This window comes from Afipia sp. 1NLS2, assembly GCF_000178995.1.
Lineage (GTDB): Bacteria > Pseudomonadota > Alphaproteobacteria > Rhizobiales > Xanthobacteraceae > Afipia.
On record NZ_ADVZ01000001.1, the window covers coordinates 364,718 to 390,856 of the forward strand.

A 26,139-nucleotide genomic window follows, 5' to 3' on the forward strand; every position below is an offset into this window, starting at 1 on the left:
GAAGTATTAAGCGCGCTGGCGCACGGTGCGCTGCTCGATATGTTTCAGCTTGGGGTCGACCGCGACGATGCGCTTGACGAAAATGCCGGGCGTGTGGATCTGGTCGGGATCGAGTTCGCCCGCGGGCACCAGATGCTCGACTTCCGCCACCGTCATGCGCGAGGCGGTCGCCATCATCGGGTTGAAGTTGCGCGCGGTCTTTCGATAGATCAGGTTGCCGGCGGTGTCGCCCTTCCAGGCGTGGACGATGGAGAGATCCGCGAACAGCGCGCGCTCCATCACATAGGTCTCGCCGTCGAAGTCCTTCAGCTCCTTGCCTTCCGCCGCCAGCGTGCCGACGCCGGTCTTGGTGTAGAAGGCCGGGATGCCCGCGCCGCCCGCGCGGATGCGCTCGGCCAGCGTGCCCTGCGGATTGAATTCAAGCTCGAGTTCGCCCGCCAGGAACATCTGCGCAAACGTCTTGTTCTCGCCGACATAGGAGGAGATCATTTTTCTGATCTGCTTCTTTTCCAGCATCTTGCCTAAGCCGATGCCGTCGACGGCGGCATTGTTCGACACCACCGTGAGGTTCTTCACCCCGCTGTCGCAGATCGCGTTCGCCAGCGTTTCGGCGATACCGCACAGACCGAAACCGCCGGACATGATCATCATGCCATCGCGGAGCGTGCCTTCCAGCGCCGATTTGGCGTCGGGATATACCTTGTTCATGTGCAACCCATTCCAATGGACACGACGGCAACCCGCCGGGCTGACGACGTTCTTAGGCGCAATCCGGAAAAGCCGTCAATTGAGCAAAAATAGGCAGGCTCCCCGATGACGGCCCAGGACCGTATCAGAGAGCGTATCAGGGACCCTCTCAAGATCGGCCGCTTTCATGACCAGGTGATGTCCCCTTTCGAGGGCATGGGCCTGCGGCGGGGTGTGGCAAAAGCCCTTCAAGCCTTGAAAGCGTCAAGAAAACGGATCAAGTTGCGCGCGGCCGGGGCGGCCTTGTGGATCGCCCGCAATCATGACATCGAACCGGATCGTTCTATTTGACACCGCACGCGATCAGACGCCTTGCTTTGTCCGTGGCGATCGTCCTCGGCGCCGTGCTGGCGGGACTTCTCGCAAGCTCGTGGTTTATCGATCGCAATGCCGTGCGGCAGGCCGTCGAAACGCAGATTCGCGATGCCACCGGACTTGAGCTTGTCGTCACCGGCAAGACCGACGTTTCGTTATTTCCTTCCGCGCGGGTTGTTCTCCACGGCGTCGCCCTGAAGGGCAACGCGGATCACGACGCGCCGCTCAGCACCGACCAGCTTCAGGCGCGGCTCAGCCTGTTCGGGCTGATCGCCGGACACACCCGCGTCACCGACGTAGCGCTGCATGCGCCGCGTATCCGCGTGACCGTCGACAAGGACGGCCATTCCAACTGGGCACCGATCGTGCAGACCTTCGCCCGCGCGGTGAAGCCCGCCGCCACGCGCGACGTGTGGTTTTCCGACGTCAAGATTTCCGACGGCACCCTCGCCTATCGCAACGCTAAGAACCAGGCGAATGAAACGGTGGGCGGCATCGACCTTACGATCTCGCTGCCGTCCGGCTCGCGCAGCTTCTCCCTGCAAGGCCAGGCGACCTGGCATAACGAGCAACTCGACGGCAGCTTCACGATCGCCGATTTTATCGCAGCCGTGGGCGGCGAGAAATCCGGCCTGAAGGTCAAACTCTCCGGCACGCCGCTGAAACTGTCGTTCGATGGCACCATGACCAACCGCTCGAGCCTGCTGCTCGACGGCACGCTGACCGCCAGCACCGCTTCGCTGCGCGGCCTGACGCGCTGGGCCGGACATGAACTGCCGGGCAGCAACGGATTTGGTCCGTTCTCACTGAAAGCCCGCGCCAACGTGGTCGGCAATTCCGTGGCGCTGACCAATGTCACCACCTCGCTCGACGGCAACGCCGCCGAAGGCGTGCTGACCTTCAACGGCAGCACCGGCCAGCAGACCCTGCAAGGCACGCTGGCCGCCGATACGCTCGATCTCACACCCTATCTCGGGACCATCCGCCTGCTCGCGGGGGCGCACGAATGGAACAGGCAAGCCTTCGATCTGCGGGCGCTATCGGAAACCAGTCTCGACATCCGCCTCTCGGCGGCGAAGGTCACCATCGGTTCCTCGCGGCTGGGGCGCACCGCGTTCGGCGCGAACGTGCGCAACGGCACGCTGGCGCTCTCGATCGGCGAAGCGCAGATGTTTGGCGGCATCGCCAGAGGCTCGCTCTCCGTCAGCCGGATCGATGACGGCGCCAACGTCAAGGCGCAGTTCGGATTCACCGATGTCGACCTCGAGGCTGGCGGGGCCGAACTGTTCGACATCCGCTCGCTGCGCGGCCGGGGCGACCTCAATCTGACGCTGGAAGCGCAGGGCGCGAGCGCCTTCGCGCTGACGCAGACGCTCGACGGCAGCGCCGTGCTGACGGCGCACGACGGCGCGCTCTCCGGTTTCAACATCGAACAATTGCTGCGGCGGCTGGAGCGGCGGCCATTGTCCGGCACGGGAAGCTTCCGCAGCGGCACGACGCCGTTCGATACGCTACGGATCGCCGTCACCATCAATGACGGCATGGCGCATGCGGACGACATCGCGCTCGACGGACCAGCGACGCGCGTGACACTCACGGGCGACGCTTCGATCCCCTCGCGCGAATACGATCTGAAAGGCACTGCCGCGCTGAAAGCGGCGAACGGCGCGCCACCGGAATTCCAGTTGCCGTTCGTGGTGCAGGGGCCGTGGGACGATCCGTTGATCCTGCCGGATTCCGACATCCTGATCCGCCGCTCGACCGTGACCGCGCCGCTGCTCGACTCGCTCAAGGACCACAAGGCGCGAGATGCCGTGAAAGCGGTGATCGAACGGCTGTCGGGGGCCAAGAAATCCGCGCCGGAGGCCCCTGCCGCGGCGCCTTCACCCGCTCCTGCCACGCCGCCCGCGGCGCAAGCACCGGCGGCGCCCGCCGCGCCACCATCCAACTGATCTAGAGCGGGGCTGCGTTCTCGCCGCGGTCGCTCGACAGTTTCGAGGCCAGCGAGGCCGCCACGATCACCATCGCGACGAATGCCACGATCAGCGTGCAGATCGCGTTGATCTCCGGCTTCACGCCGAGCCGCACCTCCGAATAGATCCGGATCGGCAGCGTCGATGAGCCCGGCCCCGTGGTGAAACTCGCGATCACCAGATCATCGAGCGACAGCGTGAAGGCCAGCATCCAGCCTGCCGCAATCGACGGCCAGATCAGGGGCAGCGTCACGGACGTAAATGCCCGCGCCGGGCTACAACCGAGATCCATCGCCGCTTCTTCCAGACTGCGGTCGAGCCCGTTCAGGCGCGCCTGCACCACCACCGCGACAAAGCACATCGTCAACGTGGTGTGGGCAATGGTGACGGTCCAGAAGCCGCGACCGGCATTGGTGGCGACGAACAGCAGAAGCAGCGACAGCCCGGTAATGACTTCAGGCATCACCAGCGGCGCATACAGCATGCCGGAGAACAGCGTGCGGCCACGGAAACGCCCGCCCCGCGACAGCGCCACCGCCGCCAGCGTGCCGAGCAATGTCGCGAGAGACGCCGACACCACGCCGACACGCAGACTCATCCACGCCGCCGACAGCATCGCGTCGTTGCTGAACAGCTCGCGATACCATTTCAGGGACCAGCCGCCCCACACCGTGACGAGGCGCGAGGCGTTGAACGAATAGATCACGAGAATGACGATCGGCAGGTACAGGAACGCCAGCCCCAGCGCGAGGGCTGCGACATTTACCGCCGAAGGTTTGTTCAACGCGTGCGCCATCAGCGGCTCTCCAACTGCTTGCGCTGGATGTGCTCGTAGACCAGAAGCGGCGCGAGCAGCAGCACCAGCAGCACGACGGCAATGGTCGAGGCCACGGGCCAGTCGCGGTTGGTGAAGAATTCCAGCCACAACGTCTGCCCGATCATCATATTGTCGGAGCCAGCGAGCAGATCGGGGATCACGAACTCGCCCGCGATGGGGATGAAGCACAACAGCGCACCCGCCGCGATGCCGGGCAGCGACAGCGGCACGGTGACGAGCCAGAACGCCTTCAGCCGCGAGCAGCCGAGATCGGCTGCCGCTTCGAGCAGCGATCCGTCCATCTTCGACAGCGTCGCGAACAGCGGCAGGATCATGAACGGGAAATAGGAATAGACGATGCCGAGATACATCGCGCTGTCGGTCGACAGCCACGGCACCGGGCGGTCGATGAGATGCAGCGTCAGCAGCAGCGAGTTCAGAAGCCCATCATGCTGGAGGATATTGATCCAGGCATAGATGCGGATCAGGAACGAGGTCCAGAACGGCACCACCACCAGCATCATCGCGATGCCCTGCCAGCGTTGCGGCAGCCGCGACATCGCATAGGCGACCGGATAGCCAATCACGAGCAGGATCGCGGTCGAGACCAGCGCCACGGTGACGCTGCGCAGGTAGGAGAAGATATAAATGTCGTCGGAGGCGAGCAGATAGAAATTGTCGAGCGAGAGTTTCGACAGGCTGTCGCGAAAGACGCTCCACCCTCCGAACAGATCGAAGGTCGGCGCATAAGGCGGCTGCGCGATCACGGTCTGCGACAGCGCGATCTTCAGCACGAAGCCGAACGGCACCAGGAAGAACAGCGTCATCCAGATATAGGGTGCGATGGCGGCGATCCGTGCCGGGCGGGTGAAGATGCGGCGGCTTTTCATTGTGTCAGCACCACCGCGTCTTCCGGCGCGAACGACACCATCACCTGCTGCCCGGCCTCGAACGCAACCTCGCTGCCGGCCGCATTGGCGCGCGCGACCTGAACGACATCGCCACCCGCGAGTTTCACGCGATACCGCGTGAAGCCGCCGAGATAATCGGCATCGACAACTTCTCCGGGCTGCGCATTGACCTCGCCCGAGGACATGTCATGCGAGAGCGACAGCTTCTCGGGCCGTACCGCGATCGTGACCGCCTGCCCGGCCGCCACCTCGCCCGCGACGCGAAGCACGCCTGCGGACGGTGTCGCAACGGTCACGCAGCCGCTACCTTGCGACATCACCTGCCCCGCGAACAGATTGATCTCGCCGACGAAGCCCGCGATCCAGCGCGTGTCCGGCCGCTCGTACAGCGTACGCGGCGCCGCGACCTGCACCAGACGCCCCTGGTTCATGACGCCGATCCGGTCGGCCAGCGTCATCGCCTCCTCCTGATCGTGGGTGACGATGATGAAGGACATGCCAAGGCGGCGCTGCACCTGAATGAGTTCGGCCTGCGTCTCGGCGCGCAGCTTCTTGTCCAGCGCCGCGAGCGGCTCGTCGAGCAGCAACAGGCGCGGCCGCCGCGCCAATGCGCGCGCCAGCGCCACACGCTGACGCTGACCGCCGGACAACTGATCCGGCTTGCGCCGCTCCAGCCCTTGCAGCCGCACCAACGCCACCATCTCCGCGACGCGCGCAGCGATCTCGTCTTTGGCTAGTCCCGCCCGCTTCAGGCCGAAGGCAATGTTGGCCTCGACGCTGAGGTGCGGAAATAGCGCGTAATTCTGGAACATCATGTTCACGGGGCGCAGATGCGGCGGCACCTCGGCGATGTTCTCGCCATCGAGCCAGATGCCGCCTTCGTCCGGCATCTCGAATCCGGCCAGCATCCGTAGCAGCGTGGTCTTGCCGCAGCCGCTCGGGCCGAGCAGCGCGAAGAACTCCCCGGCCCCGATCTGGAGCGACACGCCATCGACCGCGGTAAAGCCACCGAACCGTTTGCTGACAGTCTCGATGCGCATCAGCGGCGCAGATGCAGCACCGCTCATGAGAATCCATTCCGCATTTGATCGCGAACTCCCGCCCCGATGGCCTTTTCAGGCCGCGCGCCAAACCAAAACGTCCATGCTCTTGGCATCACTGTGCGCATTGTCAAGCCGGGCGGCCGCGGCCACCCGACGCGCGCTCAGACAAGGGAATGAAAACTAGCTGACCCGGCGGATGGTGACGACGTTGCTGCCGGGCTCGACTTCGACATGGGGCTTCCGCCCCACCCAGGCGTCGTACTGCGCGATCGGCGCGGGCTTGCCGAGGAAATAGCCCTGGACCTGATCGCAGGCTTCCACCGCAAGGAAGCTCAACTGGTCCTGCGTCTCGACACCCTCGGCAACGATGGAAATGTCGAGGCCATGGCCGAGTCCGATCACCGAGCGGATGATCGCCGAGGACTGCTGGTTGCGGCCGAGATTCATGACGAAGGCGCGGTCGATCTTGATCTTGTCGAACGGGAACGCCTGCAGATAGGTCAGCGACGAATAGCCCGAACCGAAATCATCCATCGCGATGCGCACGCCGAGCGCCTTCAGGCGGCGCAGCAGCAACAGGCTGCGCTCGAAATCGTCGATCAGCACGCCTTCAGTGATTTCGAGCTCGAGCCGGCCCGGGGTGAGACCCGTCTCCAGCAGGATCGAGTGGACAAGCCCGACCAGATCGCCGTGCATGAACTGCACAGGCGACAGGTTGACAGCGATTTGCAGATGACGCGGCCACGAGGCCGCCTCGCGGCAGGCTTCGCGCAGAATCCATTCGCCCAGTTCGACGATCAGGCCGCTTTCCTCGGCGAGCGGAATGAAATCGGCCGGCGGCACGAAGCCGCGCGTCGGATGTACCCAGCGCACCAGCGTCTCGAAGCCCGTCACGTCGTCGCCGCTCAGGGTATGGCGCGCCCGCGCCAGCGGCTGGTAGTGCAGCGTCAATTCGCCCTTGCGCAGCGCGTTGTGGAGTTCCTGATGGAGCGCCCTCCGATCGCGAATCTGCTGATCCATTTCGGCTTCGTAGAACACGATCGAACCGCGTGACTTGGCCTTGGCACGACTTAGCGCCGCGCCGGCATTCGCCAGCAGCGCCGCGCCGTCGCGGCCGTTGCGCGGGAAGATCGAGATTCCCGCGGTGACGCCGATGCGCAGGGTCTTGCCGTCGATCTCGAATTCCTGCGAAATCATCCGAGCGACGGTTTCGGCGAGCTTCCACGCAGCCGTCGGCTGCTCGCCATCGATGATCATGCCGTATTCGTCACCGCCGAGCCGCGCGACCACGCCGGCGCCCGCCGCTTTCTCAAGCCGCTTGGTCACTTCGATCAGCAGCTTGTCGCCGATCTCGTGGCCGAACACGTCGTTGACTTCCTTGAAGCGGTCGAGGTCCATCGACAGCACCGCGAATTCCTCATTGGTGCCGTCGCAGGCGTCGATCAGCTGCGCCAGCGCCTGCAGGAACGCGGCGCGGTTCGGCATGCCGGTGAGGCCGTCATGATAGGCCATGTGCGCCATGCGCGATTCCGTCTCGCGCCGGTCGGTGATGTCGTCGCTGGTCTTGATGAGATATTGCGGATTGCCCGCCTCATCGGTGACGGTGACGCGGCGCGTGGCAAACAGGCGCAGGCCGTTGTCGGTCGGGATCGGATGTTCTTCGGTGACGAGGCCGCCCTGCTTGATCGCGGCGTCGTCGCGCTGGAGCACAAACTTCGCCGCAGCCTCCGGATGAACCTCCATCACCGTCTGGTTGATGATGGCATCGCGCTTGCGGTTCAGGATGGTCTCGGCCGCGCGGTTAGCGAGCACGAACTTGCCATCCTTGATGCGCTTGACCATGACGGCGGAGGGGATGTTGTCGAGCACCATCTCCAGGAATCGCTTGGTCGAGGCCAACTCCTCCGAGAGCCTGCCCTCCTCGGTGCAATCCTCGTGCGTGGCGACAATGCCGCCGTTGGCAAGCGTCTCCTTCTTCATGCGAATACGCCGCCCATCCGGCAGCACATTCATGTAGCCTTCGGGCGCCATGGAGTCCCGCCAATAGGTCTCGACGTCTTCCGCCAGCATCCCACGCGCCTTGCGAAGCTCCATGAGTTCGAACCGCGTCATGTTCTTGCGAAGATCGGAACGCGACAGGCCATAGAGTTGCAGATAGCGGTCGTTGCAATACGTGACCACCTGCCGCGCATTGGTGATGACAATGCCTTGCGACAGATTGTTGAGCGCGGAGGAGACGAAGAATTCACGGCGCGCATTGATCCGGCGAGCACGGCGCAGCGCTGACATCACCCAGACGAACATCGCCAGCAGGATCAGAATGACGAGCAGACCGTCGACCACGACTTGAAAAGTCAGGGACCCTTGATCCACACCGCTGAAGCCGGCCGCGACTTCGGCGTCGGTCACCGCATGGGCAACCGGGGCGGTCATCATCGACAGCGCGACAACCAAACCCAACCCGCCGGAGAAGCGGATGGCCCCCGTTCTGATGATCCTGCGCCAGACGTCCATGATAACCCGTGGATTGACGGGCGACACTCTCTGGTTGCAGCGGTATGAATTGGGTAAACGCGTACCCTCGCGGTCGCGATTTATCACTTCCGCCCGAGCAATTGGTTCGTCATGCTTAATGAAATCCTAATCGGCCCGAAGCCGCGAACGCCTATGACGGAAACGCCTCACCGGAGCATGCATGGATCGCGTTGAATGCATCGTCGCCGGCGCAGGCGTCGTAGGCCTCGCGGTGGCGCGCGCGCTCGCACTGGCCGGGCGCGAAGTGATCGTGGTCGAGGCGGCTGGCGACATCGGCACCGGCACGTCTTCGCGCAATTCGGAAGTGATCCACGCGGGTATCTATTATCCCGCAGGCAGCGCCATGGCGCGGCTGTGCGTCGCCGGCCGGCAAATGCTGTATCGCTATTGCGAGGACCACGGCGTGCCATACCGGCGCTGCGGCAAGTTCATCGTCGCCACCGGCTCCGACGAATCCGACAGACTGGCCGCGATCCGCGCACGCGCCGAGGCCAACGGCGTCACCGATCTCGTCACGTTGAGCGCAGAGGAAGCGCATGCCAGAGAGCCCGCGCTGAACTGCACCGGCGCGCTGCATTCGCCTTCGACCGGCATCGTCGACAGCCACGCGCTGATGCTCGCCTTGCGCGGCGATGCCGAGCAGGCGCGCGCGGCGTTCGCCTTTCACGCTCCGCTCGTGAGGGCGCGGCGCGACGGTGACGGATTCGTGGTCGAGATCGGCGGCGATGCGCCAATGACGCTCGGCTGCGATCTTCTCATCAACGCGGCCGGACTGAGCGCGCCGGAGGTGGCCCGCGCCATCGCAGGATTGCCGCCCGAACACATTCCCACGGCCTACTACGCCAAAGGCAATTACTTCGCCTGCACGACGCGCGTACCGTTCTCGCGCCTGATTTATCCGCTGCCCGAGCCGGGCGGCCTCGGTGTGCATCTCACGCTCGACATCGGCGGCGCGGGGCGATTCGGCCCCGACGTCGAATGGGTGGAGACGCTCGCCTATGATGTCGATCCGAAGCGCGCGGAGCGTTTCTATCCGGCGATCCGGCGCTATTGGCCGGATCTGCCGGATGGCGCGCTGGTGCCGGCCTATTCAGGCATCCGGCCCAAAATCGTCCCGCCCGGCGCCGCCGCGCAGGATTTCGTGATCCAAGGCGCGCAGAGCCACGGCGTTCCGGGACTCGTCAGCTTGTTCGGTATCGAATCGCCGGGACTGACTGCATCGCTTGCGATCGCAGAAGACGTACGGGCCCTCACCTCGCCGCACTGAAGCGGCAGGCAGGTGAAGAGCCTTCACGTCGGGTTGTTGAAGTCCTGAAAAAGGGAAGGCGGGAAATCAGTGCAGCGTCTGGCCGCAGGACGCCTTCAGGCGTTCGATCTGGTCCTTGAGCAGCAGTTTGCGCCGCTTCAGTTCGCCAATACGCACATCGTCCGTCGCGAGATTCTTCAAAGCCTCGTGGAGTTCGCCTTCGAGAATACGGTGCTTACGCTCCAGTTCAACGAGATGCGCCTGAATCGCCATTAGAAGTCTCCTTCTTCCGTGGATGTCAGATACGAGGTCGAACGGAAGATTGTACATCGCAATTGCGATCTGTCGACTGGGATCGATGCGACACATTCAAACTTCCTGTTATCCGGAAAACGGAACGGCTCGCATTTTAGAAAATGCGGCCGGAAATTTCCCAAAGAATTCCCAAGGCTGGCCCCGCACGCCCTTTTCTGCCATGAAGATAACGAACTAGGCGTCGCATACCGGCAAGCCGTCGATCATCATGGCCGAACAAGACAATAACGAATTCGCTCTCGAGCTGGCACGGCTGCAACAGGAGCATCGTGACCTCGATGCCGCAATCGAGGCCTTGCACCACTCTCCCGCGCCGGACCTACTGCAATTGCAGCGCCTGAAAAAGCGCAAGCTGCAGTTGCGCGACCGGATTTCATTCCTCGAAGACCAGATCACCCCCGACATCATCGCCTGACCGGCGGCCATCGCCACGAAAACCCGGGTAGCCTGTCGTGCCCCGGCATTGACCATGACGCCAACTCCCTCCCAAAGCGGTTGCCCGGCAGGGGTGCGCTCCTGTAATTCTTATCTTTCCGCCATTTTTCGAGAACCAAGCCGCCATGTCCGCCCCAATCGCCATCATCATGGGAAGCAAGTCCGACTGGGAGACGATGCGGCACGCCGCCGAGACGCTGGACGCCCTCGGCGTCGCCTCCGAGCGGCTGATCGTATCCGCCCACCGCACCCCGGAGCGGCTCTACAGCTTCGCCAGGGGCGCCAAGGCCGCAGGCTACAAGGTCGTGATCGCAGGCGCCGGCGGGGCCGCCCACCTGCCCGGCATGACCGCCGCCATGACCGAACTGCCGGTGTTCGGTGTTCCGGTCGAATCCAAGGCGCTGTCGGGCATGGATTCCCTTTATTCCATCGTGCAAATGCCCGCCGGCGTGCCTGTTGGAACCTTGGCGATCGGCAAAGCCGGCGCTATCAATGCAGCGCTTCTGGCCGCCAGCGTGCTCGCGCTGTCCGACGGCGCGCTGGCAGCGAAACTCGCCGCATGGCGCAAGCAACAAACCGACGCCGTCTCCGAGCGGCCATAAGGATTCCAGGTGACTTCATCGAAACAAGTGGCGCTGAAACCCGGCGACACGGTTGGCATTTTGGGCGGCGGCCAGCTCGGCCGGATGCTGGCGCTCGCAGCCGCCCGGCTCGGCCTTAAATCCCACGTTTTCTCGCCCGACCCGGATTCACCCGCCTTCGACGTGGTGCAACACTGTACCTGCGCCGAATATGCCGACATCGAGGCGCTGGAGCTGTTCGCTTCCGACGTCGACGTCATCACCTATGAATTCGAGAACGTCCCGACCGCCGCCGCGATGGCCTTGCAGGCGCGCCGCCCGGTGCTGCCGGACACGAAGATCCTCGAGACGACGCAGGACCGGCTGATTGAAAAGAATTTCGTCAACGGTCTCGGCATCGGCACCGCCGGTTACGCCGACGTGACGTCCGCCGAGAGCCTGCGGCAGGCGATCGCCAAGATCGGCCTGCCCGCCGTGCTCAAGACCCGGCGTTTCGGCTATGACGGCAAGGGTCAGGCGATGATCCGCGAAGACGACGATCTCGACGCGGTGTGGGCGGCGCTCGCCACCCGCTCGGCGATTCTGGAAGGCTTCGTGCCCTTCGAAAAGGAAGTCTCGGTGATCGCCGCGCGCTCGGCGGATGGCCACGTCGTCTGCTTCGACGTTACCGAAAACGAGCACCAGAACCACATCCTGAAATTTTCTTATGCGCCAGCGGCGATTCCCGCGGCCCTAGCCGACGAGGCGCGCACCATCGCGACCAAGATCGCCAACGCGCTGAACTATGTCGGCGTGCTCGGGGTGGAATTGTTTGTCGTGCCCGGTAAGAACGGACCGGGTTTGCTGGTCAACGAGATCGCCCCGCGCGTGCACAATTCCGGCCACTGGACGCTGGACGGCGCGTCGGTGTCGCAGTTCGAGCAGCACATCCGCACCATCGCGGGCTGGCCGCTCGGCAACCCGATCCGCCACGGCCAGGTCACCATGACCAACCTGATCGGCGACGAGGTTCTCGACTACGGCAAATGGCTGACCGTGCCCGGTGCAACAGTTCATCTCTACGGCAAGGGCGCGGCGCGTCCGGGACGCAAGATGGGACATGTCACCGAGGTGAAGCCCCACAGGTAAAACAAAAGGCCGCCGCGATCGCTCGCAGCGGCCTTTAAATTTTGGAAAGCGAGAGCTTACTTCCGTCCCTCGACGATGCCGGCGGGCTCATCGCTCAGCCAGCGATAGACCACGCCGCCGATGACGCCGCCGATCAGCGGCGCGACCCAGAACAGCCAGAGCTGCTGCAACGCCCAGCCGCCAACGAACAACGCCGGGCCGGTGCTGCGCGCCGGGTTCACCGAGGTGTTGGTGACGGGAATGCTGACGAGGTGGATCATCACCAGCGCGAGGCCGATGGCGAGCGGCGCGAAGCCCGCAGGGGCCCTGCCGTGGGTCGCGCCCATGATGACGAACAGGAACATCGCGGTCATGGTCACTTCGCAGACGAACCCGGCCATCAGGCTGTATTTGCCCGGCGAGTGATCGCCATAGCCGTTGGAGGCAAAGCCTCCGGCGAGGTCGAAGCCCGCCTTGCCGCTGGCGATGACATACAGGAGTGCCGCACCCGCGATCGCGCCGATCACCTGCGCGACGATGTAGGGAATGACCTGGCTTCCGGGAAAGCGGCCCCCCGCACAGAGCCCCACCGTCACGGCGGGATTGAGATGGCAGCCGGAAATGTGACCGATGGCGAAGGCCATGGTGACGACGCTCAGGCCGAAGGTAAACGCCACGCCCAACAGGCCGATGCCGACCTGCGGAAAGGCCGCTGCCAGAACCGCGCTGCCGCAGCCCGCGAAGGTGAGCCAGAAGGTGCCGATCAGTTCGGCGGCATATTTTTTCGAGTTCATCTGTGGTCTCCCGAAACGGTGGCCAATCTGTCGGGTGGAACCGTGGGGAATCCGATGCCCTGAGCCATCCGGCGCCCTCGAATCGCCCTCCGCCCAGGCCCAATCTGCCCGTGATTTGTGGCTTCCCTACCTGCGAAAAACCCTGTCCACAGGCGTGGACACCACCCCCCCGATCTGGTAGAAACCCGGCTTCGACGTGAAGGGCTTTGCCTTTGGCGACCCTTTCTTTCGTCCCCATTTTCAGGCTTTCGAACCAAAAAAGGATGCCGCGTGCAGGTTCTCGTCCGCGATAACAATGTCGACCAGGCCCTCAAGGCGCTGAAGAAGAAGATGCAGCGCGAGGGTATTTTCCGCGAGATGAAGCTCCGCGGTCATTATGAAAAGCCGTCCGAGAAGAAGGCTCGCGAGAAGGCGGAAGCCGTTCGCCGCGCCCGCAAGCTCGCCCGCAAGAAGCTGCAGCGCGAAGGCCTGCTGCCGATGAAGCCGAAGCCGGTGTTCGGCGCTGGCGCCGAGCGTGGCGCAGGCGGCCGTGGCGGCGCAGCCGGTGGCGCGCGCGCTCCTCGCTCCTAAGCGATCTTTCTCAGTCAGAATTAAAAAAAACGCGGGCCTTTCGGTCCGCGTTTTTCGTTTTGCGTGATGTCTTCTTCACCTCTTCCCGTTTACGGGGAGAGAAAGCACGCCGCGTTTCGCGGCAGTCATGTCCACCCTCACCCTCTGGTGTTGAGCCAGACTACCTTTTCCTCGGTGAAGTTCTTCAGCGCCGCGGTGCCACGCTCGCGGCCAAGACCTGAGTCATGCGCACCGCCCCACGGCAGACGGACATCGGTGTAGCCGAACGTGTTCAGCCAGACCGTGCCTGCCTTGGCGTGGCGGGCGAAGTGCTGCAGGCGACCGATGTCGCGGCTCCACGCACCCGCGGCGAGGCTGAAAGCCGTGCCGTTGGCGATGCGCAGAGCCTCCGCGTCGTCCTTGAACTTGATGACACTCACCACAGGCCCGAAGATTTCCTCCTGCGAGATACGCATCTCGTGCTCGACATTCGCGAACACCGTCGGCGCGATGTAGAAGCCGCGTTGGCCGATCCGCTCGCCGCCGGTCGTCAGCGAGGCACCTTCCTTCTGGCCGATGTCGATGTAACCGAGAATGCTGTTCATCTGCTTCTCGGAAATCACCGGGCCAAGCATCGTGGAGCGATCCGACGGATCGCCGATCTTCATGGTCCGAGCGCGGGCCGTGAGACGCTCGACGACTTCGTCATAGACCTTCTCATGCGCCAGCACGCGGGAGCCTGCCGAGCACACCTGGCCTGCGTTGAAGAACACGCCCGACGCCGCCGACTTGGTCGCGGCAGCAAGGTCCGCGTCCTCGAAAATCACGTTGGCCGACTTGCCGCCCAGCTCGAGCGAGACATGTTTGAAGTTGCTCGCCGCACCTTTCATGATGCCACGGCCGACGCCCGGTGAGCCGGTGAAGGTCACCTTGTCGACATCCGGATGGTTGACGAGCGCCTCGCCGACCACGCGGCCGGAGCCTGCGACAATATTGAGCACCCCCGCCGGAAGCCCGGCTTCGAGTGCGAGTTCGGCAATCCGCAGCGCCGAGAGCGAGGTCAGTTCGGCCGGCTTCATCACCACGGTACAGCCACATGCCAGCGCGGGAGCCAGTTTCCACATTCCGATCATCATCGGGAAATTCCACGGCACGATCGCCGCAACCACACCCACCGGTTCGCGCACGGTGTAGGTCAGCGCGCCCTCACGCGCAGGGATCACTTCGCCATGAACCTTGTCGGCCCACCCGGCATAGTACGTCAGGGTATCGATCGCGGCAGGCAGATCCTGCCGCAACACAGCCGAAATAGGCTTGCCGGCATCGAGACTTTCGAGTTCAGCGAGTTCGTCGGTGTGCTCCTTCATCAGTTCGACAAGCCGGAACAGGATCCTGCTCCGCTCGGCAGCACGCATCAGGCTCCACGGGCCTTCGAAGGCCCGCCGTGCCGCCGCAACGGCCCGCTCCACATCCTCCACGCCGCCTTCGGAGACGGTGGCAATAACGTCCTCGGTGGCGGGGTTGATGCTTCTGAAGGTCTTGCCGGAGGCGGCGGGAACAAGCTTGCCATCGATGACGAGCAGTTTTTCCCGGGCCGAAACGCGCCTGATGAGCGATGCAGCATCGTAGTCATATGCTACAGACATCATATTCCTCCTTTTTCTTGTTCTTTAAGGTAGGAGGATTTCTTCAATAAAAAATATGATATCTAAGGCGCAAGCGTTTCCGGCATATGAACATAAATACATAAGGGAGGCACGATGCTTCATATCGAAATCGAACCGGTCTGGCGATTTCGTAAAGAAGGCAGCCCACAGGCTGCCATCGTCATGCTTGGCATCCTCAATGAGATTCGGCAGACCGGAAAACTCACCAGCGCCGCCACGCACGCCAATCTGTCGTACCGGCACGTCTGGAATTTGATCGAGCAATGGTCGGCATTCTTCGGCGCGCCGCTCGTCGAGCGCCAGCGCGGCCGCGGCACGACGCTGACGCCGTTCGGCGAGAAACTGGTCTGGGCGGGACAGCGGCTCGAAGCGCGGCTCGGCCCGCAACTGCAGAACCTCGCGCAGGAGCTCGCGAGCGAGATCAAACCGTTCCTGCATCAGGAGCCGTCGGTGATCCGCGTTCACGCGAGCCACGGCTTCGCGGTGTCGAAACTGCGCGAAATGCTCGACCGCCTGCCCGCGCTCGGCGTCGATCTGCGTTATGTCAGCAACCAGAATTCCTTGGTCTCACTCGCACAGAATGCCTGCGATCTGTCGGGCGTCCATCTGCCGCGCGGTCCGCTGCGCGAGCAGAACATCCGCTCCTGCCTCGAATGGCTCGACCCGAAGGAGGATCGCGTTATCAGCCTCGTCACCCGCGAAATGGGCCTGATGACGAAGCGCGGCAATCCACTGAAAATCCACTCGCTCGAGGATCTCGTCGCGCACAAGGCGCGCTTCGTAAACCGCGACCACGATTCCGGCACGCGGCAGGTGTTCAACCAATTGCTGGAATTGCATCACATCGACCCCTCCGCCGTGCAGGAGACGCAACTGGAGTTCACCCACGCGGCGGTCGCAGCCTTCGTCGCGAGCGACATGGCGGATGCGACCTTCGGCGTCGAGGCGGCGGCGCGGCAGTTCGGGCTGGATTTCATCCCGCTGCTGACCGAGGACTATTTCTTCGTCTGCCACCGCGCCTTCCTCGAGACGCAGCCGATGCAGCACCTGCTCGACCTCATGAAGGGCGAGGAATTCCGGAATGCGATCGCCAACCTGCCGGGCTATAGCGCATCCCGCCCCGGCGAGATCAGCCTCGTGAGGGACTTCTTCGAGTCGATGGTAGAAAATCCCGGCGCACCGGCGCCTTCGCGGCCGCCCGCCAAACGGGCCCAACCGGGGAAAAAGACGGCTGCAAGGACCGTTGCAAAGCCCGCCGCCAAAGCCGCGAAGAAAAAAGCGCGCCGTTAGGCAGGGTCGTCAGACCATTAGTTGTCGTCCCCGCGAAGGCGGGGACCCAGTCTTGGGAGTGGATTCCCGCTTTCGCGGGAATGACGGGGAGAGAGTCTACTCCAATCCAGACAGACTGGATGTCAGTGCGGCAGTACGGCCTGGAAGGCGGACTTCGTCGCCGACATCACGTCCGAGACGACCGAACTGCTGTCCTTGTCCTTTTTGCTGTCATCGCCAGCGTTCAGATCGAGCGGACGCGAGGGGATGTCGGCGGGCGGCACCAGATGCGAGGCGCTGACATCGGCAACGGGCGGCGTCGTGGCGATGGAAGCCGTCGGCAGCGGCGTCACCGCCGCAGGCGGCGACGGCGCGATTGGGCTGATATTGGCCTCACGCATAGGCGGCACGGCAGGCTGAGGGGCAGGCGCCGCGATCACCGGAGCAACCGTGTGTTCGGGCATTTTCGGAACCGGCTGCGCAACGGCGGCAGGCTGTTCGGCCCGCAGCCGCGCGATGGCGGCGCGCGCCAGATCGTTGGCGTCGGGAGTGGCCGCGGTCTCCTCGACCGGCCTCGTGGCTGGAGTCCGAGCCACGGGGGCAGCCTTGGCGAGGGCGCGCTCGCGCTTCTCAGCTTCGCGCCGCTCGGCTTCCTTCCGCTCCAGTTCCCGCTTCTCGGCCTCGCGCTTCTCACTGGCGAGCCGTTCGGCGGACTTCCGGGCCTCCGCCTTGTCTGCGGCGGCCTTCTCAGTGGCAACCTTGGCCGCTGCGGCCTTCTCACTGGCCACCCGCTCCGCAGCCGCCTTTGCCTCGGCGGCTTTGGCTTCCGCCCTGGCGGCAGCCTCGGCCTTCGCGGAGGCCTCGGCGTTGTTCGGCGTCCCGGAAGCGGCCTGGGCAGGTGCGGACATCGCCGCCGGCGGCTTGTCGGCGGGCGGCTTGGCGTTGATGTAATTGGTCACGATGTAGGCGCCGACGACCGTCGCCACGATGGAAGGGATCACCTCCAGAAGATATTTGGACAGAAATTTCTTGATCATCGCCGAATGTGCTCCCCGCGCCGCGCCTGCATGCGGGAACTTTTGGGCCGATTGAGGGATCAACTGCGACCGCATGGTGGCAATTGGTCACGCTTTAGAATTCAATGCTTGCGAGGCGGTTAAGGGACGAAAACCAGCAGCAGAAAGATCGCGAAAATGACCAGATGCACCAGCCCAAACAGGATGTTGGTGCGGCCGGTTCCGAACGTCATCATGCTGACCAGCATGGTCATCGCCAAAAGCGCGATGTCCCGTGACGGCAGACCGAGCACCAGCGTCTTGTCGAGAAGGTAGGCGGCTTCCGCCACCGCCGGGATTGTCAGGCCGATGGTGGCGAGCGACGAGCCGAGCGCGAGATTGATGCTTTTCTGCAGGTCGTTCTTGCGGGCGGCGGACAGCGCCGCGATGCTCTCCGGCAGCAGCACCAGCATGGCGACGACCACACCGGCAAAGGCAGGTGGCGCGCCGATGGCCGCCGCACCGGCATCCACCACCAGCGAGAACTTCTTGGCCAGCAGCACCACGGCCACCAGCGAGACAAGCAGCAGCACCGCGCTCATCACCAACGCGCCGCCGGACGCGACCGCGTGGCCATTCTCCTCCTGTTGCCCGCCCACGAAGTAATCGCGATGGCGGATGGTCTGGGTGTAGAGAAAGACTCCGTAGAGAATGATCGTGACCACGCTCACGAATCCGAGCTGCAGATGTGAGTAGACCGGCCCCGGCGTCTCCAGCGTGTAGTTCGGCAGCACCAGCGTGATGGTCGCGAACACCGTGAGCACGGACAGGTAGACGTTAACGCCGGTGATCTGGAATTCCTGCTCGCGGTAGCGCAACCCGCCGACGAGAATGCAGGCGCCGACAAGCCCGTTGCAGACGATCATCACCACGGCGAATACGGTGTCGCGCGCCAGCGTGGGGACTTCCTGCTCGCCCAGCATCAGCGTCGCGATCAGCGCGACCTCGATGACGGTGACGGCGAGCGTCAGCAGCAGCGTCCCGAACGGCTCCCCGACCCGCTCCGCGATCACCTCGGCATGGTGGACGGCGGCGAATACCGTGCCGAACAGGATGACGAGCAGCACCGCGGCAAACACCAGCCCTGCAAAGGAATGCGTAAAACCAATGCCGAGCGAAGGGATCGCCGTAGCCGCAAACAGCAAAACGGCCAGCGCCGGGAAAACCCAGGCTGACCGTGGCATCGCGTGAGATGTGCTCATGCTGCAAGCTTAGCGCATTTTGATGACGGGTCCACGGCCCCGCCCGCATCCGGTTTTGAAAAGCCCGACCGTTTGGAAAATTCCACAACTAAATCACACAGCCCTCAATCAAGACACACAGAGCATGTCTCTCACTTGTCGGGGTTTATCTCGTTCTGCGAGGCAGCCTCGAATGTTACATAATGCCGTAACGCTTCCTGCTGCTCGTCGAGAGAACTCTGCCGGTCGCGCAGTTCAGGCGGCGCGCGCCAGCCCGGTTCGATGCCCGTCATGTCGGGCAATTGATGGGCGATGCCCTTGTGACAGTCGATGCATGTCTTTTCGCCGTTTATGAGAAAACGCGAATGAATCTCTGCGGCGCGTCTGGTTTGCTTGGTGAAGTCCATCGCTATTGAGGAATGGCAGTTGCGACACTCCAGCGAGTCGTTTGCCTTCAGCCGCGCCCACTCGTGCTTGGCAAGCTCCAGCCGCTTGTCGAGAAATTTCTGCCGGGTCGAGATGGTGCCGAATATCTTTCCCCACACCTCTTTCGAAGCCTGCATCTTGCGTGCGATCTTGTCAGTCCAGTCGTGCGGCACATGGCAGTCGGGACAACTCGCCCGGACGCCCGAGCGATTCGTGAAATGGATCGTGCGCTGCAATTCCTGATAGACGTTGTCGTGCATCTCATGGCACGAGGTGCAGAATTTCTCGGTGTTGGTGACCTCAAGCGCGGTATTGAAACCGCCCCAGAAAATCACGCCGCAGATGAAGCCGCCGAGCGCGAGCACGCCAAGGCTGATGTGAGCACTGGGGCGGCTTGCGATGTTCCAGAACCAGAGCAGCAATTGCTTGAGGCGAGCCATGGGACATTCACCGCTTCTCTGATCCGACGACCAGGATATCTGTGAATGTGTTGGGAACCAGGGGAGCCGCATCGGTTTGCTGGACGTGGCACTCGGTGCAGAAATAGCGTCGCGGCGTGACGTCGGCGAGCACCTGCCCGTCACGATCCATGAAGTGAGTTACGCTGATCATCGGCGCGCCCGATCCTTCGGTGTATTGGCGGCGATGGCAGTCAAGGCAGCGGTTGGTTTCGAGCGTGAGCTGATAATTCTCGATCGAATGAGGAATGATCGGCGGCTGCTCAGGGTAATTGCGCATCACCCTTTTGTCGTTGACGATCGGCCGCGCGAGAGGAGGCGCCGGGTTCTCGCTCATGGGAGAAGCGGCGCCGGTCAGGCGATCGACGATTTGCGGAGCGTTCTGAGCATAGATCGTCCCGCAAACAAACACGAGCATGGCGCTGGCTACGGCTCCGATGAGCGCATGACGCATCTCGGCTAAACCGGAACGATCTTGACTGCGCATTTCTTGAAATCCGTTTGTTTGGAAATCGGATCGGTGGCGTCGAGGGTGGCCTTGTTGATGAGCTGGCTGGCATCGAACCAGGGAACGAAGACGACTCCGCGTGGCATGCGGTTGCGCCCCTGTGTATCGACACGGGTCCGGATTTCGCCCCGGCGCGATACGACGCGGACTTCGGCGCCCTGGTTGATGCCGCGGGCACGCGCATCTTCGGCATGCATGAAAACGCGAGCACCGGGAAATGCCTTGTAGAGCTCAGGCACCCGCATGGTCATTGACCCCGAATGCCAATGCTCAAGCACGCGGCCTGTCACAAGCCAGATGTCGTAGTCCTTGTCGGGAGATTCTGCCGGCGGCTCGTATGGCACGGCGATGATCTTGGCCCGTCCATCCGGCTGTCCGTAAAAGTCGATCTTCTTTCCGGGCTTGACGTAAGGATCGAGGCCTTCGCGAAAGCGCCATTTGGTCTCCTTGCCGTCCACGACCGGCCAGCGCATTCCGCGATTCCCGTGATACATGTCGAACGGTGCGAGATCGTGGCCATGCCCGCGCCCGAAGGATGCGTATTCTTCAAACAATCCCTTCTGAACGTAGAAGCCGAACTGCTTCGCTTCCATATTGTCGTATTCGGCCGGGACTTCGCTCGCCGAAAACTTGTCGACATTGCCGTTGCGGAACAACACGTCGAACAGCGTTTTTCCCTTGTGGTTTGGGTTCGCCGTGAGAATGTCCGCGGGCCACACCTCATCGGTAGTGAAGCGTTTTGAGAACTCCATGATCTGCCAGAGATCGGAGCGCGCCTGCCCCGGCGCATTAACGAGCTGCCGCCACACATGGGTGCGGCGCTCCGCATTGCCATAGGCGCCTTCCTTTTCGACCCACATAGCCGCCGGAAGCACGAGATCGGCCGCCATCGCCGTCACCGTCGGATAGGCGTCCGAGACAACGATGAAATTATCCGGGTTGCGATAACCGACATAGGTCTCGCGCGAATTGTTCGGCGCCGCCTGCACGTTGTTGTTGACCTGGACCCAGTAGAAATTGAGCTTGCCGTCGTGAAGCATGCGGTCCTGCTCCACGGCGTGATAACCTGGCTTCTCCGGAATGATGCCGTGCGGGACACGCCAGATTTCTTCCGCATGCTTGCGATGCTCCGGATTGGTCACGGTCATGTCGGCCGGCAGGCGGTGTGCGAACGTGCCTACCTCGCGCGCCGTGCCGCAAGCCGACGGCTGGCCGGTCAGGGAGAACGGCGAATTGCCCGGCTCCGAGATCTTGCCGGTCAGAAGATGCAGGTTGTAAAGGAGCTGATTCGCCCAGACGCCCCGGACATGTTGGTTGAAGCCCATCGTCCAAAGCGACATCACCTTCCGGTTGGGGTCGGCGTACAATTCGGCGAGTTCTTGCAGAAAGCCGCGCTCCACGCCGGTCAGCTTGGAGACCTTCTCGACCGTGTAGTCCTTCACGAAGTCGGAATAGGCCTTGAAATCGATGGGCGTCATCGCCGCCGCGGTTGCGGCGCCCTTGGCTTTCTGCTCCAGCGGATTGTCGGGGCGCAGGCCGTAGCCGATATCGACCGTGCCCCGCACGAAGGTGGTGTGGTTCTTGACGAAATCCTCGTTCACCCGCCCGGTCGAGATGATGTGGTTGGCGATATAATTCAGAATCGCCAAGTCTGTCCCGGGCTTGAAGACGATCGGAATGTCGGCGAGATCCGAACTCCGGTTGGTAAAAGTCGACAACACGGCGACCTTGACATGCCGTTGACTCAGCCTGCGGTCGGTCAGACGCGTCCAGAGGATCGGATGCATCTCCGCCATATTCGATCCCCAGAGGACGAATGCATCCGCAGCCTCGAAGTCGTCGTAGCAGCCCATCGGCTCATCCATGCCGAATGTCCGCATGAACGCGTAAGCTGCCGACGCCATGCAATGACGCGCATTGGGATCGAGATTGTTCGAGCGGAATCCGGCGCGCATCAGCTTGGTTGCGGCATAACCCTCGTAGATCGTCCACTGGCCGGAGCCAAACATGCCAAGCGCGGTCGGGCCTTTCGCCTTCAAAACCGCTTTGGCGCGCTCGGCCATGATGTCGAAGGCTTCATCCCAGCTGACCGGCGTGAGATCGCCGTCCTTGGCGAACACCCCGTTTTTCTTGCGCAACAACGGCATCGTCAGACGGTCGCCGCCATACATGATCTTGGATAGGAAATAACCCTTGATGCAGTTCAGCCCGCGATTGACCTCCGCAAGCGTGTCGCCATGGGTTGCGACCACTTTCCCGTCCTTGACGCCGACCATCACCCCGCATCCGGTGCCGCAAAAACGACACGGCGCTTTCGACCATTTGATTTCCAGCGATCCGGTGCCGCCCGCGACCGGCTGTGCCATGGCGGGAAGACTGATATTGGCTGCCGCGGCTGCAACAGCCGCTGCATGAGCCTTCAGCAGTTCACGGCGCGTAAGGGCCATTGCCTAATCTCCGATACGGGTGAACCTCTCAGCCTGTTCAAACACCATGTTGGCAGACAGCACGCCGGGCCACGTGGCGATTTCCGCCAGATGGCTCCCGAGAATGCCGCTGTCATGCGCTTCCATCACGACGACTATCTTCGACACCGCCATGTGATGGACTTCGACACCGTCCATCGCTTCCAGTGCGCGGACAACATCGTCTCTGTTTTGTGGAAGCACCGACACGACGGCGCTGGAGATGTGAATCATCTCATCCGCCAATCGCCCTGTAATCACACTGCGCCGGGAGAGAGACTCGCTCATCGCTGTACCTCAAGTCCCAGGGGGTCCGGGCGGCCCCAGGATCAATTGGGACATCCAGATACAAAAGCCAAAGCCGCCCACCACGCCAACGGCGACGACCGGCCAGATCAATGCTGCGATGATGGCAAAAACAATAAGCTCGTCCCGCCGCGTTGGGACGGCATTCGAAGAATCCTGTCGCGTGCCGTTGTTCGACGAGTCGATCATGGCAACCTCAGGCCTTACGGGCTTGCGGCGTCAGGGCTTTACGAGCACGTCAATCCTAGGCCCAACTTACTCTTTGTAGCAAGTCCCTCGAAGAACAGCCGTTGCGTGTGCCTACAATTGTATCGATCGGCGTCATCAAGGTCAGATGTCGAGAAAGGGCGGGCCATGCAAAAACCCCTCGATCGCGCGATGCGATCGAGGGGTTTAAAGATTTGATTTCGCCGGGTTTTGACGGCGAATGCCACATGACTTTGGTGGTGGAGGAAGCCTCAAGGGCGAGGCTTCATCCAGAGTCCAATTACATCGCCTTGACGATGTTCTCCGTCATCTTCTTGGCGTCGCCCAGCAGCATCATCGTGTTGTCACGATAGAACAGCGGGTTGTCGACGCCGGCGTAACCGGAAGCGAGCGAGCGCTTGATGAACATCACGGTGCCGGCCTTCCAGACCTGAAGAACGGGCATACCGTAGATCGGCGAGGACGGATCTTCTTCCGCCGCCGGGTTGGTGACGTCGTTGGCGCCGATCACGAACGCGACGTCGGCCTGCGCGAACTCCGAGTTGATATCCTCGAGTTCGAACACCTCGTCGTAAGGCACGTTGGCTTCCGCCAGCAGCACGTTCATGTGGCCGGGCATGCGGCCCGCGACCGGATGGATGGCGTACTTCACCTCGACGCCTTCCTTCTTCAGCGTGTCGGCCATTTCACGCAGCGCGTGCTGGGCCTGCGCCACCGCCATGCCGTAGCCCGGCACAATGATGACCTTCTGCGCGTTCTTCATGATGAAGGCCGCGTCGTCGGCCGAGCCGAGCTTGACCGGCTTCACTTCGCCAGACGCTCCGGCCGCAGCCGCGGCACCGCCATCGGCGCCGAAGCCGCCGAGGATGACCGAGATGAAGGAACGGTTCATCGCGTGACACATGATGTAGGACAGGATCGCACCCGACGAGCCGACAAGGGCGCCGGTGATGATGAGCGCCGAGTTGCCGAGGGTGAAGCCGATGCCGGCCGCGGCCCAACCCGAGTAGGAGTTGAGCATCGAGATCACCACCGGCATGTCGGCGCCGCCGATCGGAATGATCAGGAGCACGCCGAGCACCAGCGCGATGATGGTGATGAGCCAGAAGTCGACCGCGCTCTGCGAGGAGATCAGGCCGTAGATGAAGAACATCAGCGCCAGCGCCAGCACGATGTTGATGATGTGGCGCGCCGGCAAAATGATGGGCGCACCGCTCATACGGCCGGAGAGCTTGGCGAACGCGATCACCGAGCCGGTGAAGGTCAGCGCGCCGATGGCGACGCCGAGCGACATTTCGACGAGGCTCTGGGCGTGGATCGCGCCGTGGGTGCCGATGCCGAAGGCGGTCGGTGCGTAGAACGCACCGGCGGCAACGAGCACGGCGGCCATGCCGACCAGCGAGTGGAAGGCGGCGACCAGTTCAGGCATCGCCGTCATCGGCACGCGCTTGGCGATCACAGCGCCGATCGAACCGCCGATGGCGATGCCGAGCAGCACGAGGATCCAGCCGGTAGCGCTCGCCGGCGGATGCGCCGCGAGCGTGGTGGCGACCGCGATCGCCATACCGACCATGCCGAAGAAGTTGCCCTGACGCGAGGACGCCGGGCTGGACAGCCCGCGCAGCGACAGAATGAAAAGGACGCCTGCGACGAGATAGAGCAGGGCCGAAAGATTAGCGTTCATGGCTCAGCCCCTGCTCACTTCTGCTTCTTCTTGTACATCGCCAGCATGCGCTGGGTGACAAGGAAGCCGCCAAAGATGTTGATGCATGCGAAGATCAGCGCGACGAACCCGAAGGCCCGTGCCCAGAGCGGGCCGTTGTCGTCGCCGACGAGTGCCACGCCGACCGCGAGCAGCGCACCGACCACGATCACCGAGGAGATCGCGTTGGTCACCGACATCAGCGGCGTGTGCAGCGCGGGCGTCACCGACCACACCACGAAATAGCCCACGAACACCGCGAGCACGAAGATCGACAGCCGGAACACGAACGGGTCGACAATCTCAATACCATGCATGGCTGGACTCCTTACGCCTTCGGCTGGAAGTTCGGGTGGATGACGGCGCCGTCCTTGGTCAGCGCGGTGGCCTTGACCAGTTCGTCGTCCCACTTCACGGCCAGCGACTTGGTTTCCTTGTCGAACATCGTCTCGATGAACGCCTGCAGGTTGCGGGCGTAAAGGCCCGAGGCCGACGCCGGGACCTTGCCCGCGAGGTTGGTGTAGCCGATGATCTTGACGCCGTTGACGTCCGCGATCTCATCGGCCTTCGCACCCTCGACGTTGCCGCCGCGTTCGACCGCGAGGTCGACCAGCACGGAGCCGGGCTTCATCGACTTCACCATCTCAAGCGTGACGAGCTTCGGAGCCGGACGGCCCGGGATCAAAGCCGTGGTGATGATGATGTCCTGCTTCTTGATGTGCTCGGCGGTGAGCGCGGCCTGCTTGGCCTGGTATTCCTTGGACATTTCCTTGGCGTAGCCGCCCGCCGTCTGCGCGTTCTTGAATTCCTCGTCCTCGACGGCAAGGAATTTTGCGCCGAGCGACTCGACCTGCTCCTTCGTCGCCGGGCGAACGTCGGTGGCGGAGACGACGGCGCCGAGGCGGCGCGCGGTCGCGATCGCCTGGAGGCCGGCGACGCCGACACCCATCACGAACACCTTGGCGGCAGGCACGGTACCCGCTGCGGTCATCATCATCGGGAAGGCGCGGCCGAAGGCCTCGGCGCCTTCGATCACGGCGCGATAGCCCGCGAGGTTCGCCTGAGAGGACAGTACGTCCATCACCTGCGCGCGGGTGATGCGTGGCATCAACTCCATCGCGAAGGCCGACACGCCGGCATCGGCGAGCGACTTCAGCGCAGCGTCGTTGTTGTACGGGTCCATGATCGCGATCGCGAGCGCACCCTTCTTGTAGGAGGCAGCTTCGGCTGCGGTCGGGCGCTTCACCTTGATGACGATGTCGGCGTCCTTCACGGCGTCGGCGCTGACCACGGCACCCATGGCTTCGTAGTCGGCATCCAGCAGGCCGGACTTGATGCCCGCGCCCGGCTCGATCGCAACGTCGATACCGAGCGACTTGAATTTCTTCACAGTGTCGGGCGTCGCCGCGACACGCGGCTCGGCCGCGTCCTGTTCCTTGGCAATCGCTATCTTCATAAAGCCTCCCGCGATCTCAAAGCCGCGTCTGACCGGTGCATGACGCACCTCTGCTACACGCGGAAGCGGCG

26 protein-coding genes are annotated in these 26,139 nt (G+C 63.1%); 8 read left to right on the forward strand and 18 right to left on the reverse strand.

What is annotated here, in order from left to right; genetic code table 11:
- Positions 1-6 precede the first annotated feature (6 nt).
- A complete protein-coding gene (locus tag AFIDRAFT_RS01750) occupies positions 7-708 on the reverse strand; it encodes a CoA transferase subunit A (protein WP_009337277.1) in 702 nt (233 codons plus the stop codon).
- 105 nt (positions 709-813) lie between these two features.
- On the opposite strand from AFIDRAFT_RS01750, the gene AFIDRAFT_RS01755 reads away from it, so the two are divergent.
- Positions 814-1,038, forward strand: a complete 225-nt coding sequence (locus tag AFIDRAFT_RS01755; protein ID WP_009337279.1) for a hypothetical protein — start codon at positions 814-816, stop codon at positions 1,036-1,038.
- Positions 1,035-3,014, forward strand: coding sequence for an AsmA family protein (locus AFIDRAFT_RS01760; protein WP_009337280.1), 1,980 nt, complete (start codon positions 1,035-1,037; stop codon positions 3,012-3,014). Before AFIDRAFT_RS01755 ends, AFIDRAFT_RS01760 begins: the two co-directional genes overlap by 4 nt.
- 1 nt (position 3,015) lies before the next feature.
- Here the strand turns inward: AFIDRAFT_RS01760 and AFIDRAFT_RS01765 are convergent, their stop codons facing one another.
- The 4 genes from AFIDRAFT_RS01765 to AFIDRAFT_RS01780 all read right to left on the reverse strand — a co-directional run bounded on the left by AFIDRAFT_RS01765 (position 3,016) and on the right by AFIDRAFT_RS01780 (position 8,320).
- Positions 3,016-3,831 (reverse strand): ABC transporter permease, encoded by an 816-nt coding sequence (locus tag AFIDRAFT_RS01765; RefSeq protein ID WP_009337282.1) that lies wholly within the window; start codon positions 3,829-3,831, stop codon positions 3,016-3,018.
- On the reverse strand, positions 3,831-4,742 hold the full coding sequence (locus AFIDRAFT_RS01770) for an ABC transporter permease (RefSeq protein WP_009337284.1): 912 nt from the start codon (positions 4,740-4,742) through the stop codon (positions 3,831-3,833). Before AFIDRAFT_RS01770 ends, AFIDRAFT_RS01765 begins: the two co-directional genes overlap by 1 nt.
- Positions 4,739-5,830, reverse strand: a complete 1,092-nt coding sequence (locus tag AFIDRAFT_RS01775) for an ABC transporter ATP-binding protein (RefSeq protein ID WP_009337285.1) — start codon at positions 5,828-5,830, stop codon at positions 4,739-4,741. The genes AFIDRAFT_RS01770 and AFIDRAFT_RS01775 overlap by 4 nt, the downstream gene beginning before the upstream one ends.
- Before the next feature lie 156 nt (positions 5,831-5,986).
- Entirely contained in the window at positions 5,987-8,320 is a 2,334-nt protein-coding gene (locus AFIDRAFT_RS01780; protein WP_009337287.1) for a putative bifunctional diguanylate cyclase/phosphodiesterase, read from the reverse strand.
- 181 nt (positions 8,321-8,501) lie between these two features.
- Between AFIDRAFT_RS01780 and AFIDRAFT_RS01785 the strand changes: the two genes are divergently transcribed.
- Positions 8,502-9,608: an NAD(P)/FAD-dependent oxidoreductase gene (locus AFIDRAFT_RS01785; protein WP_009337289.1), complete on the forward strand. Its 1,107-nt coding sequence runs from the start codon at positions 8,502-8,504 to the stop codon at positions 9,606-9,608.
- A gap of 66 nt (positions 9,609-9,674) precedes the next feature.
- On the opposite strand, the gene AFIDRAFT_RS01790 is transcribed toward AFIDRAFT_RS01785, so the two are convergent.
- Positions 9,675-9,860, reverse strand: a complete 186-nt coding sequence (locus AFIDRAFT_RS01790) for a YdcH family protein (RefSeq protein ID WP_009337290.1) — start codon at positions 9,858-9,860, stop codon at positions 9,675-9,677.
- A gap of 250 nt (positions 9,861-10,110) precedes the next feature.
- Here AFIDRAFT_RS01790 and AFIDRAFT_RS01795 point away from each other — a divergent pair, with 250 nt between their 5' ends.
- The 3 genes from AFIDRAFT_RS01795 (at position 10,111) to AFIDRAFT_RS01805 (ending at position 12,046) form a co-directional block, all read left to right on the forward strand.
- Positions 10,111-10,317: a YdcH family protein gene (locus AFIDRAFT_RS01795; RefSeq protein WP_009337291.1), complete on the forward strand. Its 207-nt coding sequence runs from the start codon at positions 10,111-10,113 to the stop codon at positions 10,315-10,317.
- Between the two features lie 145 nt (positions 10,318-10,462).
- A complete protein-coding gene (purE, locus tag AFIDRAFT_RS01800) occupies positions 10,463-10,939 on the forward strand; it encodes a 5-(carboxyamino)imidazole ribonucleotide mutase (RefSeq protein ID WP_009337292.1) in 477 nt (158 codons plus the stop codon).
- A gap of 9 nt (positions 10,940-10,948) precedes the next feature.
- Entirely contained in the window at positions 10,949-12,046 is a 1,098-nt protein-coding gene (locus AFIDRAFT_RS01805; protein ID WP_009337293.1) for a 5-(carboxyamino)imidazole ribonucleotide synthase, read from the forward strand.
- A 56-nt stretch (positions 12,047-12,102) separates the two neighbouring features.
- On the opposite strand, the gene aqpZ is transcribed toward AFIDRAFT_RS01805, so the two are convergent.
- Positions 12,103-12,819 carry an aquaporin Z gene (gene aqpZ, locus AFIDRAFT_RS01810; RefSeq protein WP_009337294.1) on the reverse strand — a complete coding sequence of 239 codons (717 nt, stop codon included), beginning with the start codon at positions 12,817-12,819 and terminating at the stop codon, positions 12,103-12,105.
- Positions 12,820-13,089: 270 nt separating this feature from the next.
- On the opposite strand from aqpZ, the gene rpsU reads away from it, so the two are divergent.
- Positions 13,090-13,389 (forward strand): 30S ribosomal protein S21, encoded by a 300-nt coding sequence (gene rpsU / locus AFIDRAFT_RS01815; protein ID WP_009337295.1) that lies wholly within the window; start codon positions 13,090-13,092, stop codon positions 13,387-13,389.
- 137 nt (positions 13,390-13,526) lie between these two features.
- Here the strand turns inward: rpsU and AFIDRAFT_RS01820 are convergent, their stop codons facing one another.
- A complete protein-coding gene (locus AFIDRAFT_RS01820; protein WP_009337296.1) occupies positions 13,527-15,014 on the reverse strand; it encodes an aldehyde dehydrogenase family protein in 1,488 nt (495 codons plus the stop codon).
- Between the two features lie 114 nt (positions 15,015-15,128).
- On the opposite strand from AFIDRAFT_RS01820, the gene AFIDRAFT_RS01825 reads away from it, so the two are divergent.
- Complete coding sequence (locus AFIDRAFT_RS01825) at positions 15,129-16,325, forward strand: substrate-binding domain-containing protein (protein WP_009337297.1); 1,197 nt, start codon at positions 15,129-15,131, stop codon at positions 16,323-16,325.
- A 122-nt stretch (positions 16,326-16,447) separates the two neighbouring features.
- Here the strand turns inward: AFIDRAFT_RS01825 and AFIDRAFT_RS01830 are convergent, their stop codons facing one another.
- The 10 genes from AFIDRAFT_RS01830 to AFIDRAFT_RS01870 form a co-directional block, all read right to left on the reverse strand.
- Positions 16,448-17,341: a hypothetical protein gene (locus AFIDRAFT_RS01830; RefSeq protein ID WP_009337298.1), complete on the reverse strand. Its 894-nt coding sequence runs from the start codon at positions 17,339-17,341 to the stop codon at positions 16,448-16,450.
- Positions 17,342-17,460: 119 nt separating this feature from the next.
- Positions 17,461-18,561 carry a calcium:cation antiporter gene (locus AFIDRAFT_RS01835; protein WP_040297711.1) on the reverse strand — a complete coding sequence of 367 codons (1,101 nt, stop codon included), beginning with the start codon at positions 18,559-18,561 and terminating at the stop codon, positions 17,461-17,463.
- A gap of 131 nt (positions 18,562-18,692) precedes the next feature.
- Complete coding sequence (locus AFIDRAFT_RS01840) at positions 18,693-19,406, reverse strand: cytochrome c3 family protein (protein WP_009337300.1); 714 nt, start codon at positions 19,404-19,406, stop codon at positions 18,693-18,695.
- A gap of 7 nt (positions 19,407-19,413) precedes the next feature.
- Complete coding sequence (locus AFIDRAFT_RS01845; protein WP_009337301.1) at positions 19,414-19,911, reverse strand: nitrate reductase cytochrome c-type subunit; 498 nt, start codon at positions 19,909-19,911, stop codon at positions 19,414-19,416.
- A complete protein-coding gene (napA, locus tag AFIDRAFT_RS01850; RefSeq protein WP_009337302.1) occupies positions 19,884-22,379 on the reverse strand; it encodes a periplasmic nitrate reductase subunit alpha in 2,496 nt (831 codons plus the stop codon). The genes AFIDRAFT_RS01845 and napA overlap by 28 nt, the downstream gene beginning before the upstream one ends.
- A gap of 3 nt (positions 22,380-22,382) precedes the next feature.
- Entirely contained in the window at positions 22,383-22,685 is a 303-nt protein-coding gene (locus AFIDRAFT_RS01855; RefSeq protein ID WP_009337303.1) for a chaperone NapD, read from the reverse strand.
- A 9-nt stretch (positions 22,686-22,694) separates the two neighbouring features.
- A complete protein-coding gene (gene napE / locus AFIDRAFT_RS19205) occupies positions 22,695-22,892 on the reverse strand; it encodes a periplasmic nitrate reductase, NapE protein (RefSeq protein ID WP_009337304.1) in 198 nt (65 codons plus the stop codon).
- Positions 22,893-23,190: 298 nt separating this feature from the next.
- Positions 23,191-24,594 (reverse strand): NAD(P)(+) transhydrogenase (Re/Si-specific) subunit beta, encoded by a 1,404-nt coding sequence (locus AFIDRAFT_RS01860; protein ID WP_009337305.1) that lies wholly within the window; start codon positions 24,592-24,594, stop codon positions 23,191-23,193.
- A 14-nt stretch (positions 24,595-24,608) separates the two neighbouring features.
- Entirely contained in the window at positions 24,609-24,929 is a 321-nt protein-coding gene (locus tag AFIDRAFT_RS01865) for a proton-translocating transhydrogenase family protein (RefSeq protein ID WP_002718713.1), read from the reverse strand.
- An 11-nt stretch (positions 24,930-24,940) separates the two neighbouring features.
- Positions 24,941-26,068 (reverse strand): Re/Si-specific NAD(P)(+) transhydrogenase subunit alpha, encoded by a 1,128-nt coding sequence (locus AFIDRAFT_RS01870; protein WP_009337306.1) that lies wholly within the window; start codon positions 26,066-26,068, stop codon positions 24,941-24,943.
- Between the last annotated feature and the right edge of the window lie 71 nt (positions 26,069-26,139).

Bases quoted from the DNA above. Each gene is read 5' to 3' on its own strand.
- AFIDRAFT_RS01845 (WP_009337301.1), bottom strand. From the start codon at position 19,911: ATGCGCAGTCAAGATCGTTCCGGTTTAGCCGAGATGCGTCATGCGCTC.
- AFIDRAFT_RS01840 (WP_009337300.1), bottom strand. From the start codon at position 19,406: ATGGCTCGCCTCAAGCAATTGCTGCTCTGGTTCTGGAACATCGCAAGC.
- AFIDRAFT_RS01855 (WP_009337303.1), bottom strand. From the start codon at position 22,685: ATGAGCGAGTCTCTCTCCCGGCGCAGTGTGATTACAGGGCGATTGGCG.
- AFIDRAFT_RS01755 (WP_009337279.1), top strand. From the start codon at position 814: ATGACGGCCCAGGACCGTATCAGAGAGCGTATCAGGGACCCTCTCAAG.
- napE (WP_009337304.1), bottom strand. From the start codon at position 22,892: ATGATCGACTCGTCGAACAACGGCACGCGACAGGATTCTTCGAATGCC.
- AFIDRAFT_RS01790 (WP_009337290.1), bottom strand. From the start codon at position 9,860: ATGGCGATTCAGGCGCATCTCGTTGAACTGGAGCGTAAGCACCGTATT.
- AFIDRAFT_RS01865 (WP_002718713.1), bottom strand. From the start codon at position 24,929: ATGCATGGTATTGAGATTGTCGACCCGTTCGTGTTCCGGCTGTCGATC.
- AFIDRAFT_RS01825 (WP_009337297.1), top strand. From the start codon at position 15,129: ATGCTTCATATCGAAATCGAACCGGTCTGGCGATTTCGTAAAGAAGGC.
- AFIDRAFT_RS01765 (WP_009337282.1), bottom strand. From the start codon at position 3,831: ATGGCGCACGCGTTGAACAAACCTTCGGCGGTAAATGTCGCAGCCCTC.
- AFIDRAFT_RS01830 (WP_009337298.1), bottom strand. From the start codon at position 17,341: ATGATCAAGAAATTTCTGTCCAAATATCTTCTGGAGGTGATCCCTTCC.
- AFIDRAFT_RS01780 (WP_009337287.1), bottom strand. From the start codon at position 8,320: ATGGACGTCTGGCGCAGGATCATCAGAACGGGGGCCATCCGCTTCTCC.
- AFIDRAFT_RS01770 (WP_009337284.1), bottom strand. From the start codon at position 4,742: ATGAAAAGCCGCCGCATCTTCACCCGCCCGGCACGGATCGCCGCCATC.
- AFIDRAFT_RS01820 (WP_009337296.1), bottom strand. From the start codon at position 15,014: ATGTCTGTAGCATATGACTACGATGCTGCATCGCTCATCAGGCGCGTT.
- AFIDRAFT_RS01835 (WP_040297711.1), bottom strand. From the start codon at position 18,561: ATGAGCACATCTCACGCGATGCCACGGTCAGCCTGGGTTTTCCCGGCG.
- napA (WP_009337302.1), bottom strand. From the start codon at position 22,379: ATGGCCCTTACGCGCCGTGAACTGCTGAAGGCTCATGCAGCGGCTGTT.
- AFIDRAFT_RS01795 (WP_009337291.1), top strand. From the start codon at position 10,111: ATGGCCGAACAAGACAATAACGAATTCGCTCTCGAGCTGGCACGGCTG.
- AFIDRAFT_RS01870 (WP_009337306.1), bottom strand. From the start codon at position 26,068: ATGAAGATAGCGATTGCCAAGGAACAGGACGCGGCCGAGCCGCGTGTC.
- AFIDRAFT_RS01860 (WP_009337305.1), bottom strand. From the start codon at position 24,594: ATGAACGCTAATCTTTCGGCCCTGCTCTATCTCGTCGCAGGCGTCCTT.
- AFIDRAFT_RS01785 (WP_009337289.1), top strand. From the start codon at position 8,502: ATGGATCGCGTTGAATGCATCGTCGCCGGCGCAGGCGTCGTAGGCCTC.
- purE (WP_009337292.1), top strand. From the start codon at position 10,463: ATGTCCGCCCCAATCGCCATCATCATGGGAAGCAAGTCCGACTGGGAG.
- AFIDRAFT_RS01775 (WP_009337285.1), bottom strand. From the start codon at position 5,830: ATGAGCGGTGCTGCATCTGCGCCGCTGATGCGCATCGAGACTGTCAGC.
- aqpZ (WP_009337294.1), bottom strand. From the start codon at position 12,819: ATGAACTCGAAAAAATATGCCGCCGAACTGATCGGCACCTTCTGGCTC.
- AFIDRAFT_RS01750 (WP_009337277.1), bottom strand. From the start codon at position 708: ATGAACAAGGTATATCCCGACGCCAAATCGGCGCTGGAAGGCACGCTC.